Source organism: Microbispora sitophila (genome assembly GCF_014892245.1).
GTDB lineage: Bacteria > Actinomycetota > Actinomycetes > Streptosporangiales > Streptosporangiaceae > Microbispora > Microbispora siamensis.
Window position 1 is genome coordinate 151,325 of the sequence record NZ_JADBGC010000018.1, and the last position, 12,539, is coordinate 163,863.

The window sequence follows — 12,539 nt, forward strand, 5'->3', positions numbered from 1 at the left end:
GCCCCATGCCCCGGCGACCGCCACCCCGGCCACTCCGCGACCAGATCACCATGAGACCAGCGACCAAATCGCCAACGATCACGCGGCCATTTTGTCATCGATCATGCGACCGTTGTTTCACGAGGGCAGTCGAGCATGCCATCCTGAGCTGGTGAGAAGCCCTTCACAGACCCCTCTCGGCCGAGTGGTCCCAAGACACGCGGAAAAGCCCGCCGCGGACGCCTTGAGCGACACTCGCGTTGTGCTGATCAACGGCGCCCGCCAGAGCGGCAAGAGCACCCTTGTCCGCCTCCTCGCCAAGGAACGGACCGCCGAGTGGCGCAACCTGGACACCCCGGTCGTCCGCCAAGCCGCGGAGGAGGATCCCTCGGGCTTCGTGGCGTTCCCCGATCTGATGGTGATCGACGAGATCCAGCGCGTACCCGAACTCATGCTGTCCATCAAGGAACAGGTGGACACCGACCCCCGGCCGGGGCGGTTCCTGCTCACCGGATCGGCGCGAGTGCTTGGTCTGCGGAGCCTCCCCGACGCGTTGCCGGGCCGCATGGAGACGATCGAGCTGTGGCCGTTCTCTCAAGGAGAGATCGACGACACCCCGGACAGGTTCGTGGACGCGATCTTCGCCGAGGGCGAGGGCCTCCATCACACGTCCTCGTTGTCGCGCGCCGACTACGCCGAGCGGGTCGTCCGCGGAGGATTTCCGGAGGCGGTGGCCCGGACGAACCCGCGCAGACGCGAGCGCTTCTTCGACTCCTACGTCTCGGACCTGATCGCGCGGGACGTGAGCCGGCTGTCCGAGATCGAGCGGGCGGCCGAGATGCGCGCCCTGGTGCGGTCGGTGGCCGCCCGGTCGGGACAGTTGCTCGTGACCAGCGCGCTCGGGGCGGACATCGGTCTGTCCCACGGCACCGCCAACCGCTACCTCGGCCTGCTCGAAGAGGTCTTCCTGATCAAGCGCATTCCCGCCTGGTCGCGCAACCTCAGCAATCGAGCGGTCGGCACCCCCAAGGTGGCCTTCGTCGACTCGGGCGTCGCCGCCAACCTGCTGGGCGCCGACGCGAGGAGCCTGGTGCGGCCCGAGGGCCGGTTCGGACCGTTGCTGGAGGGATTCGTCCTCATGGAGCTCGCCCGCCAGCTCACCTGGTCGGACGAGCGTGTGGAGCTCTTCCACTACCGGACCAAGGACAAGGTCGAGGTCGACGCGGTGCTGGAAAACCGGCAGGGCCGCGTCGTCGGCATCGAGGTCAAGGCCTCCTCCACGGTCCGCGCCGACGACTTCCGCGGACTGCGTCATCTCGCCGACCGCCTGGGCGACGACTTCGTGGCCGGCATCGTCCTCTACACCGGCACCCAGACCCTCCCCTTCGGCCCCCGCCTGCGCGCCATGCCGGTGAGCGCCCTATGGCAGGTCTGACGCCTCGGCCGCGAACCGCAGGGGGCAGCTACGCGTTCGCGGACAAGGCGGCCACGGCGCCGTACGAGGTCGTGTTCGTCCGGGCTCGCCCACTTCGATTCAAGCGCACAGACGATTCGCACTCTCGAGAAACTCGTTCCAGGTGTACAGGTCGTTCTTGTCGCCGACGTACACCTGGCCGGGCCGGAGTGAGGCGACTTCTTCCAGCGTGAAGGTGAGCTGGCTCACGATCGCCTCCTTTCCCGAATCAGGAAACGCCTCGACGTAGTACGTGATGCCGGGACGCAGATGAGAATCGCCCGAGACCAACTTCCAATCCGACGACGGCGAATCGAGGTCGAGCGTCACAGAACCGTTCCCGACCCGCGTGGTGCTGAATTTGGCGACACCCTTCCAGGACTCGTGCACCATGATGGTCACGGTCAGCAGGTGAGGCGTCCTTCCGCACCAGGCGACGGAGATGTTCAGGCCACCGTCCTGCGATCGCGTCAGCCCCACGTTCCCTACCTGATTCTGCACGCAGCCGGTGAGCATGCCGACCATCGCCAGCCCGGCGACGAGACGCAGGACCTTACTCATGTGAGCCCACACTGCTTGCCGTACCCACCCTTGACAAGGCCTGCTTGAATCTCGAACGTGTTGGTGCAGGGATTCGGCCCTGCGAGCCAGTAGGCGATGGCGAACGAGAACCACCATCCCGTTTTCCCGGCATAGGTGTACCACTGCTGAGTATGTACATATTCATGCTGCAGCAGGTCTGTCTTCAGCAAGGCATCTTTGAGAGGCAACTTGGTCAGGAACACAGCCCCGATGGTGTAGCCGCCGCGGCCTTCGGGGAACAACCACCCCGGCAGCCCGCCGCAGACCGACAGCTTCCCTCCCAGCGCGCTGCCGCAAGGCTTCCCAGTCAGCTTGTACGCCCACGTCTTGAGCTGGGCCTCCACATTGGCCAGCTTAAATTTCGCGTTGTACTCCAGCATCACTGAGGTGAGGGAAACCCAGGACCGGAAGACGATGTCCGCCGCTTTCGCCAGGACGCTACCGTACTTGTCCCACGTGGCCTTGTCACCGCTCAGCAGCTTGTTGCACTGGCTCTCACCTCCGACGACCGCACAGAACGCGGTCTTGATGCCCTTCCACGCTCCTTCGCCGACCTTCTTCCTCAGATTGTTGAGCCAGTCACCGATCGCTCCCGAAGGGAGCAGTCCGTCCATGCTCTTCTCGTTCATCGGCATCGTCTTGACCAGCTGCCACATCAGGTCGAGTTGCTGGTCGGTGAGCCGTCCGTCGTAGGCCAGCATGTAGGCCTCCCGACGCTTTTCGTCGACCGACCAGAAGCCCTTCGGGGCCTGGTGCCCATCCGGCATGACACCCAGTTCCTTGGCCCGCTCGTCTGAGATGCGGGGCTCTGTCGCCTTGTACCACGGCGATTGCAAGTACTCCTCCCACCATCGCGCATGGGCGTCGGTTTCGTAGCAGGTGTCGCCGGAGCAGACGTATCCGCCGCAGGAGAAGCCGGCCAGGCAGACCTCCACCTGCTGGTGCCCTGTGGGATCGCTGTAGTTCAGGGGCGAGGCGCCGGCGTAGGTGTAGCGATTGGCCCGCACCGACGACGCCGGATCCAGGTTCGCCGTGTCGCGGCTCGTGAAGGTGCCGGTGCCGGGCTGGTACCAGCGGGCGTGCATGTTGACCTCACCGGTGTCGGTGTCGGTGTCGGTCCACTCGCCCTGGAAACCGAGCTGGGGCCGGGTCCCGGTGCCGGTGACGACCTGGCCGAACGGGGTGTAGGCGGTGGAGCCGGCCAGGCTCGTGGCTCCGGCCGTGAAGCCCGCGACGACGTCGCCGTGCCGGTCGGCCATCTGGAACTGGGCCGCGTTAGTGCCGATCTTGGCGGACAGGACGTCACCGAAGGCACCTCGGCTGTAGGTCTCCTGCGCCGCTCCCGCGGCGTCCGTGACCGCCACCACGTCGTTGCTCATGTCGGCGTACACGTACCTGGTGGTGGCGCCGCCCTTGGTACGGCCGGTCATGCGGTCGAGGGCGTCGTAGGTGTAGTCGGCGTTCCCGTCGCCGACCATCCGGTCGAAGGCGTCGAAGGAGAAGGCCCTGACGGTCCCGTCCTTGGAAGCCGAGGCCAGCGTGCCGCGCGGGGTGTAGGTGTAGTCGACTCCTGCGCCGGAGACGAGGCGGTTGCGCTCGTCGTAGGTGAAGGTGTCGTTCCCCGCCCGCGTGCGGTTGCCCGACGCGTCCCACTCGTAGGTGGTCGTGGTCGAGGACGGGTCGGTCCAGGAAGTGAGCCGCCCGGCGAAGTCGTAGGTGTAGCTGTTGCCACCGGCACCCGCGGTTCCGGAGGTGACCTTGGAGGTCAGGCGGTCCTCCTTGTCGTACCCGTAGGTGATGGACGCCAGATCCGCGCCGCCACCGGTCTTGAGCACGTCACTGGTCACGCGGTCGAGCGCGTCGTAGCCGTAGGAGCGCTGTGGGCCTCCGCTGCCGTACGTCGCCGAGGTGAGGCGGTCGGCCTTGTCGTAGTCGTAGCTGACCGTGACGCCGGTGAGCGGGTCGACGGTCGTCTTCAGCCTGTCCTTGCCGTCCCACGTGAACGTCGCGGCGCCCGCGGCGTCCCCGCGCTGGACCAGGCGGTCGTTGGCGTCGTAGGCGAAGGTCGCCTGGTCGACCCCGCCCTTGGTGGTCTTGAGGATCTGGCCCCGGTCGTTGAGGGTGAAGGCGAGGTCCCCGGCCGAGACGGCGCGGCCGGCCAGGTCGTAGCCGAAGGTCTTCGGCGCGGTCGGCGCGGCGCCGCCGCCGCTGCCGGCCTGCTGGGTCAGCCGGTTGAGGTTGTCGAAGGTGCTGGTGATGGTGACCCCGCCCGGCTGGAGCTGCCTCACGGGGTTGCCCGCCGTGTCGTAGCTCGTGGTCCAGGTGCGGTCGGCGAGGTTCGGATGCCCGGCGGTGGACGGCTCGATCACCGACTCCACGCGCCCGAGGCTGTTGTAGGTGGTGACGGTGACGTTGCCCCGCCCGTCGGTGTACCGGGTACGGGCGCCCGCCGCGTCGTAACCGAACGACGTGGTGATCGAGTCTCCGGCGCTCACCGGCTCGACCATCCGCTTCACCCGGCCGAGCGCGTCGAAGTCGTAGGTGACGGCGTGGCCCTCGGCGTCCGTGCGGCTGACCGGGTTGCCGTCGAGGTCGTAGCCGATCGAGCGGGTGCGGACGGTCGCCCCGGCGGCGTCCAGGTCCTTGACCGTGGTGGGACGTCCGGCCAGGTCGTAGGTGATGCTGCCGGCCTTGCCGAGCGGGTCGGTGACCTTGGTCTGGCGTCCCGCCAGGTCGAAGTCGAAGGTGGTCGTGTCGCCCAGCGGGTCGGTCAGTTCCGTGAGCTCACCGGCGGCGTTGACGGTCGCGGTGGTGGTGTCGCCGCCCGGCCGCTTCTCGGTGAGCAGGTTGCCCGCGTCGTCGTAGGTCGAGTACGAGGTCAGCGTGGCCGTGGTGGGCTTGCGCTCGATGACGGTCGAGGTGATCTGCCGGCCCAGATCGTCGTAGGTCGCCTCCTTACGCGCGCCGGTCGGGTCGGTGACCGACAGCAACTCGCCGTCGAGGGTGTAGGTGTAGTCCGTGTGTCCCGGGGTCGCGCCGCCGGTGGCGGGCGGCTGGCTCACCCGGACCAACCGGTCGAGGACGTCGTAGGTGTTGGTGGTGACGTTCCCGCGCGGGTCGGTGATCGTGGTCAGCCTGCCGGCGGCGTCGTAGCCGTAAGCCGTGACCGGCGTGATCGCGCTCCCGCCGGGCGGGGTGTACGACGGAGACGTCTGCGAGGTCCGCTGACCTGCTCGGTCGTATCCGATCGAGCTGGCCCTGCCCTCGGGGTCGAGGACGTCGGTCTGCTCTCCGGCGGTGTTGTAGCCGTAGCGGATGACGGGCCGCTGGTTGGCCGGGGCCCCGCCCCCGCGCTCGACCGCGACCGGCGGCTGCTTCGTCTCGACGAGCCGGCCGACGGCGTCGTACCGGTTCAGCGTCGTGTAGTCGAGCCGGTCGGCGCCGGACGCGTTGCCGCGCGGCGAGGTGACCTCGGTGACCAGCCCCCGGTCGTCGTACTTCCAGGTGGTGACGAGGTCGGTGTCGCCGTTCTCGACGATCTGCTTGATCTTGCGGTTCGCGTCGTCGAACTCGGCCTTCACTCTTTCCGTCCGTGAGGTGCCCGCCGCGGTCTTCGTCGTGGAGACGACGTTGCCGTTGGCGTCGTAGCCGTAGCTGGTCGTACGGGCCAGCCCCGCCGGGTCGATCGTCTCCGAGGTGAGCCGGTTGGCGGCGTCGTAGACGTAGTCGGTCCTGGTCTTGCCGCCACCGGTGACCGTCTTGAGGGGGTTGCCCGCCCAGTCGTACTCGTACGAGGCCAGCACGACGTCCCGCGGCGTGGTAAAGCCGTTGAGGCGGGCGTCGTCGGCGATCTTCTGGGACACGAGGTCGTCGTCCCAGTACGTGTACCGCGTGGTGCGGCCCATCGCGTCGGTCTCCGAGGCCAGCCGGCCTCCGGGGTCGTAGGCATAGGAGGTCAGGACCACGTCGGCCGCCGGCTGCGGGGCGGCCGGGCTGCCCGTCCAGTTCTTGACGGTGACCGTGGCCTTCTCCCCGCGCGGGGTGTAGCCGAACTGCAGCAGGGCGCCGGCCGGGCTGGTCGCGGAGACCAGCGCGCCGGTGGCGTCGAAGGAGTATTGGGTGACGCCGCCCTCGGGGCCGGTCATGGTCTTGACCCGGCCGAGAGTGTCGTACGTGTAGGTGGTGACGCGGTCCGGGTCGGATCCGCTGAGATCGTCCAGCGTGGCGGTGAGGACGTTGCCGTCCACGTCGTAGGCGGTGCGGACCTCGGCGGTGTGCGTGGCCGAGGTGACCTCGTTGGCGACGCCGGCACCGGTCGCCTTGACGACGCGGCCCAGGCCGTCGTAGGCGTAGCCGGTCGTCACACCGTCCGGCTCGGCCGCCGACACGACCGTCCGGCTGGTCTTGCGCCCGAGGGCGTCGTAGCCGAAGCGAGTGATCAGGCCCGCCGCGTCCGTGGTCTCGGCGAGGTCGCCGTTGGACCTGTAGCGGTAGGTGGTCTCGGCGCCGTTCGGCTTCTTCTCGCTCTTCAGCAGGCCCGCAGGGGTCGTGCCGCCGCCCGCCGCCGGCTCGGTGCCGTCGGTGTATGCCCAGCCGGCGGACCGCCCGGAGGGGAAGTCGCCGGTGGCCGGCCCTGTCTGCTTGACCTTGTCGCCGTACTGGTCGTACTCGATCGTGGTGAGGTAGGTGTCGTCGTCCTCATCCGACGATCTGCGGTCCCGGTATTCGACGACCTGGTCGTTGCGGGGGTCGAACAGGTCGTCGGCGTTCACGTGGTAGGTGAGGTACTCCGTGCCGCACGAGCCGCTCGTCCGGCAGATGGTCTTCGCCAGCAGGTTCCCGCGCACGTCGTTGGCGAACTGCGAGGCGATGCCGTTGCGGTCGGTGACCTTCGCGACGAAACCTCCGGTGTCGTACTCGTACCGGGTCGTCTTGCCGAGCTGGTCGGTCCAGGAGACGAGGCGGTCGTCGCGTGAGGCGTCGTCGACGTACGTCAGGGTGCCGTTGCGCGGGTCGGTGACGGTGATCGTGGCCAGGGACGCCCCGGTGGAATCCTTGGCGTACGCGGGGGACGACAGCTTCCACAGGCCGCCGTTCGCGTCGGTGTGGGTCAGCAGGCGGCCGCCGTCGGCGGCGTAGGTGTTCACCGCCGCGACGCGGCCCGACGCCTTGGTGATCTTCGTGAGCTGCTGCCGGACCTGCCGGGTGCGGTAGTGGGTACGGATCTGCTCCTGGCGCAGCGGCTTGCCGTAGACGGCGACCTCGTCGATCGAGCCGGCGAAGGGGAAGGGCCGGCTGGAGGTCACCGTGCCCGGCCAGCTGGAGGACGCGAAGCCGTATCCGATCCGCGTGTCCCACTGGCCCAGTTGTGTGATCTGCTGGGCGAGGGTGCCCACCTGCTGGCCGTCCAGGTAGAGGGTCTGGGTGGTTCTGGCTCCCGACAGCGCCACATGGTGCCAGTTTCCGTCGTTGACGGACGTCGCGGAGGTGATCGGAGCGACGGTCCCGGTCCACAGCTGGCCGCGCAGTTTGCCGTCGGTGCCCACGTAGATCGCCGGCGTGTACACACTCGGCGCGTCGGTGGCCGAGTTCTGGTAGCCGAGGATGGTGCCCGAACCGGTGGTCTTGAACCACGCCTCGATCGTGGTGTCGCCGCCCAGCCCGTTGATCACTCCGGCCGGCAGGGAGACGTACGCGGAGCCGCTCGCGCCCTTGAAGGTCATCGCGGTGTCGGACGAGCCGTCCAACGGGGCTTGCGTGCCGCCGGTGGCGTCCGCGGTGCTCCCAGCGATCTTCGCGTCGCCGACGCCGGAGATCGACTTCATGTCGTTGGTGATCACGCTGCCGATCCCGGTGCCGGTCTCGTTCAGCCGCCAGTACCCGACGGGCCTGCCGTCGATGACCGAGCTGCGGTACTGGGAGCGGTCGCCGTACTCGTAGCCGACGCAGGCGCCGCCGGACGACGGCGGGCAGACCTTGACGAGATAGTCCCCGTCGTAGGTGTAGCTCCACGAGATCGGTGCGCCGTCCACCGCGTCGGAGGCCACACCGGTCACATGGCCGCCGTTCCAGGTGAAGGTCAGCGAGCGCCCGCTCGCCCCGGTGACCTTGGACAGCTTCCCGTCCGTGCCGTATTGCAGGGTCTGCGTGCGGCCCCGGCTGTCGGTGACCTTGACCAGCCGTCCCGCGGAGTCGAACCAGTAGGAGGTGGACTCCTTGTCCATCAGCCGCCAGCCGCCCCCGCTCTGGGTGGCCAGGGTGGCGTAGGTGCCCGCCGGGGACGCGTAGGTGCCGTCGCCCTTGGCCGCGAACCGCCACTGGCGCCCGTCGGGATAGGTGATCAACACGGTGGACCTGAGCGGCTCGTTTTCCAGCCGGGTGTCCCAGCGCGTGGTCCAGCCCGCTCCGAACGCCCCGTCGGTGCGGGGGTCGAGGCTGTTGTAGGTGCGCACCACCGACAGCGGCGGCCCCACCGTGGCCACCGTCAGATCGGTCTCGGTGTGCGTGTAGTTGCCGGTCACGTGGTTGAACTCACGGCCGTCCGTGCCCGCGGCCAGCAGGGCGTTGATCGAGTCCTGCTCGGGGACGGCGGTGAAGCTGCGCCAGGACGACGTCGCCGTCGCGGCGCTGGTGGCGGCCTGCGCGTACCACCAGTAGGTCTTGCCCCACTGCAGCTTGCCGGCCGGGACGGTCCACGCGCCCTTGACCCAGGTCGACGACTCGCACCAGGTCCAGTTGTCCTTGGGGCCCGCGCAGACCTGGTACCAGTACGACGTCGCCGCCTCACCGGGCGCCTGCGCGTAGGCGGACAGGGCCGGCGTGAGCGAACCGACCTGCGTGTTGTCGGCCGGGGTGAACTGCTGGAAGGTCACGGTGTCCAGCGGCATGGCCGTTACCCGCGCGGTCTGCCACGCCGACCACTCGGAGTAGGCCGAGCCGTCGTAGGCACGGGCCCGGTACTGGATCGTCTGCCCGTCCGACAGCTTCCCGGCGGGGACGGCCACCGTCGCCTTGCCGCCGGCGGCGACCCCGCTGGCGGTGCCGCTCCACACCAGGGAGCTGCCCACCTGCACCTGGAACTCCCCGCTGAGACTGCCGCCGTCCGCGTCCGACAGCACGGCCGACAGCACCGGCGTCAGCGAGGTCACCACCCCGCCGGTCTCCGCCGTCACCGTGGGCGCGATCTGCGGGGCCGCCACCGTGGGCGCGGTGTTCGGCGGCTGGTAGGTGATGGTCAGGGCGGGCTTGTTGGAGGATTCGGCGGACGCGAAGGTCCGCGTCTGGCTGCTCGTCCCCTCCGGGCCGGTGAGCCGCACCCCGTAGTTGTCGTACCAGCCGGACACCCAATCTTCCACCATGCTGGTGACGTCCCACTTCATCGCTCTGGGACTGGAGCTGCCGCAGGACGAGGAGACGTTCACTCCGGGAATCTCCGACCAGTCGACCTCCGGCTGGTCATACCAGGCGATGTCCGACCACCACGACTCGGTCACCATGGCGGCCTTCACGGAAACGCTGCTGCACGCGTTGGAGCTGGAATTCCACAGCTTCATTTCGGCGGCGGTCACCGTGGCACCCGCGGGTACGGCCGACAAATTGAACCGTAAAAACGCCCGATCCCGCACATAGCTGGTGGGAATCTCGTACGTGTTGGCGCTCGTCCCCACCCAAAGCGAGGAAGAGGAGGGATGACCGGACCCGAGCTGGTAGGTGCCGTTCTGGTATTCGGTGGTCTCCACGTACGTGTCCGTGCTGACGGGAGCGGTGATCTGCGTGGTCAGCGTCCCGTTGCTGTTGGCGTAGGTCCGGGAGTTCTCGGTGGTGGCACTCTCGACCAGGACCCGGGAGTCGGTGCGCCGCGCCTTCGCCAGCGCCGCGGCGATCTCCGTCTTCTCCTCCGACGACGCCGGCTTATCCGCATCCCGCGCCGTCCTCTTGGCGTCCGGGGCGGGCGAGGGGCTCAGCTCCGAAGGCAACGGCGGAGGAGAGGCGAGCCCGCCCTCGGCCGGCTCGCCGGACGTCTTGTGCCGCTGCTCGACCGGCAGGCTGCCCTTCGGAGGCTCAGCCGTCTTCCGCGCCGGCAGGCCCTTCGAACGTGTGACGGCGCTGTCGACCAGATGGGGCAGACCTCCGGCCGTTCCCGTCAGCTGCTTGGGAGCCTCGCCGCTCGGCAACTCGACCGAGACGAGAGGCGGACCACTCTGCGCCGCCGCCCACGCGATTCCGGGAGAAATCAAATTCGGTAGCAACGCCACCTGAATCGCCACGGTCACCCGGACAAACAAGCGCGCGAAATCGCGCCCAAGACGGCTACGCCGCATGGCTCGTCACACTCCAGAAGGCAATCGCACGGACGGAAGTGGAAAACGCCCTCTATCGGCGACACCTTCGTCACGTTCAGAGCGCGGTGGAGCAGCCCCGCGAAACAGCATTAACCCGCGAAGATCGGCAAACGTGGAGAAACGTATAACAGCACCAAGTTGGGGATCAAGAGGTGATTATCTATATTTCGCCTAGATATCGCCTAGATATACGTATGCGCGCGACCGAAATCGACGCCCGTTATCGGAGTATCAAAGGAGGTCCATTTCGTTCGCCCGGCCGATGCCAGGCAGTCGCCGCGCCCGCCCGGGGCCGTGACAGGCTCTGGTCCCCCTGCCGGCCCCGAGGTCCGTAGACTCGGCTGCGGTTCAAGGGAGGGCAAACCGTGCGCAAGGGTGAGTGGCCGCGATTCCAGGCCAGGCCGTACGTCTGCGGGGCCGTCGGGCCCTTCGAGCAGGCAACGCTCGACCTGCTGGCGCGGTCGGGCCCCGCCGTCCAGGCGGTGCACACCGCACCGGAGGCCGCGCTGCTCGCGTCGGCCCCCCTGGCGCCGTACGCCACGGGAGCCCGGGCGACCGCGTACGCGTGGAGCGGCCGGCGGCCGGAGACCGGGGGCGAGCCCCGGGCGAACGCGTGGCTGCGGGTCGCGGAGACCTACGAGACCCCGGGCCTGGTGGACGAGCCCGACACGGTGAGCCTGCACACGGGCGGTCTCGGCCTGGTCGACGTCTACTACCTGCAGGACGGCGACGCCGTCTACTTCTCCTCGCTGATCGAGCCGCTCCTCGCGCTGGCCCGGCGGCCCTACGAGGTGAACTGGGAGGCGTGGGCGGCGATCCTCACGCTGACCTACCCGCTGCTTGAGGACACGCCCTACCGCCAGATCCGGCGCCTGCCCGGCGCGACCGCGCTGACCTGGTCACGGCGCGAGCGCAGGCTGCGGGCCGACCGGCGGGCCCCGCGCTGGGTGCGGGAGGAGCCGGTGGACCGGGGCGTGACGGGCCACGACCTGGTCGCGCTGCTGCACGACGCGCTCAAGCCGTACGAGCGGGTGCTGGTGCCGGTGAGCGGCGGGTACGACTCGCGGCTGCTGGCCAGCGTGGCGGTGGCCAGGAAGATGGACGTCGAGTCGTGGACCACCAGCCCCGACGACGGGCTGGACAACGACATCGACTTCGCCCGCTACATCACCCGCGAGCTGGGCATCCCGCATCGGATCATGCCGCAGGACCCGGCCGCCTACCCGCAGGAGGCGCTGTGGGCGGCCCGGCGCCTGGAGTTCCTCACCAGCCACCACGCGTGGTACTCCCCCTTCGCCCGCGAGGTGCACGGCGCGGGCCGGGCGCTGGTGGACGGCCTGGCGGGCGGCCCGCTGATGAAGAACTTCCTGATCACGGCGGACGCCGTCGGGGCGGGGACGGGCGCGACCCGCCGCGAGGCGCTGCTCAAGGCGCTGGCGACCGGCGACGCCCACATCCCCGTGCTCGGCGAGGCCGCCGCCGCGTGGATGGACGACCGGGTCCGTACGGCGTTCACCCGGGCGACCTCGATGCTGCACGGGCACCGGGCGGAGCTGCCGTTGAGTGTGCTCCACACCCGGACCGTGCGGGGCATCGCCCGGTCCCCGGTCAACCTCGTCGGCCCCGAGGCGACCCCGGTCTTCCCGTTCCTCCACCCCGAGTTCTTCGACGCGGCGCTGTCGGTGCCGGTCGTCCGCAAGGAGGGCGGCAAGTTCTACCGGGAGGTCCTGCGGGCCGCCAACCCCCGGGTGGCGGCGCTGCCCTCGACCAACACCCCGCTGATGCCGAACCGCCGGGTGCCGCTGCGCTCGAACGGGCCGGTCGCCCGCGAGTGGAACCACCGGATGCTGGTCAAGGCCGCGGAGATCCCCGGGCTGATGTCGCCCCAGATGCTGGACGCGATCAACGGCGGGCCCGACGCGCTGACCGCCTTCGGGTCGTGGAACTCGCGGTTCTGGCTGCGCGCCCTGGTGGCGTTCGGGGCGTGGCTGGCCGACTACGAGGACGTGCTCGGCGACCTCACCCCGCCCTGGCCTGCACCGTCGGGCGGGTAGCGCGCACAGTCCTGGGGCGCGTCTGTGCGGTAGCAGAACGTGATCGCCTGAAAACAGGTAAAAACTGCATGTCAGACCGGCGTCAGCCTTTTCGGTCAGGCCACTTCTAGTGGTAGTTTTGGTCAAATA

Annotated in this window: 4 protein-coding genes; 2 read left to right on the plus strand and 2 right to left on the minus strand. The window is 69.0% G+C overall.

The features are described from left to right. The first annotated feature begins 241 nt into the window (after positions 1-241). Positions 242-1,414, plus strand: coding sequence for an ATP-binding protein (locus IL992_RS30285; RefSeq protein ID WP_319018929.1), 1,173 nt, complete (start codon positions 242-244; stop codon positions 1,412-1,414). A 99-nt stretch (positions 1,415-1,513) separates the two neighbouring features. Here IL992_RS30285 and IL992_RS30290 read toward each other — a convergent pair whose 3' ends face one another. Together IL992_RS30290 and IL992_RS30295 are read right to left on the minus strand one after the other, a co-directional pair. Next, positions 1,514-1,993 (minus strand): hypothetical protein, encoded by a 480-nt coding sequence (locus IL992_RS30290; protein ID WP_193206752.1) that lies wholly within the window; start codon positions 1,991-1,993, stop codon positions 1,514-1,516. Next, positions 1,990-10,287: a DNRLRE domain-containing protein gene (locus tag IL992_RS30295; RefSeq protein WP_193206753.1), complete on the minus strand. Its 8,298-nt coding sequence runs from the start codon at positions 10,285-10,287 to the stop codon at positions 1,990-1,992. The genes IL992_RS30290 and IL992_RS30295 overlap by 4 nt, the downstream gene beginning before the upstream one ends. 434 nt (positions 10,288-10,721) lie before the next feature. Here IL992_RS30295 and IL992_RS30300 point away from each other — a divergent pair, with 434 nt between their 5' ends. Continuing rightward, positions 10,722-12,410 (plus strand): asparagine synthetase B family protein, encoded by a 1,689-nt coding sequence (locus IL992_RS30300; protein ID WP_193206754.1) that lies wholly within the window; start codon positions 10,722-10,724, stop codon positions 12,408-12,410. Positions 12,411-12,539: the final 129 nt, after the last annotated feature.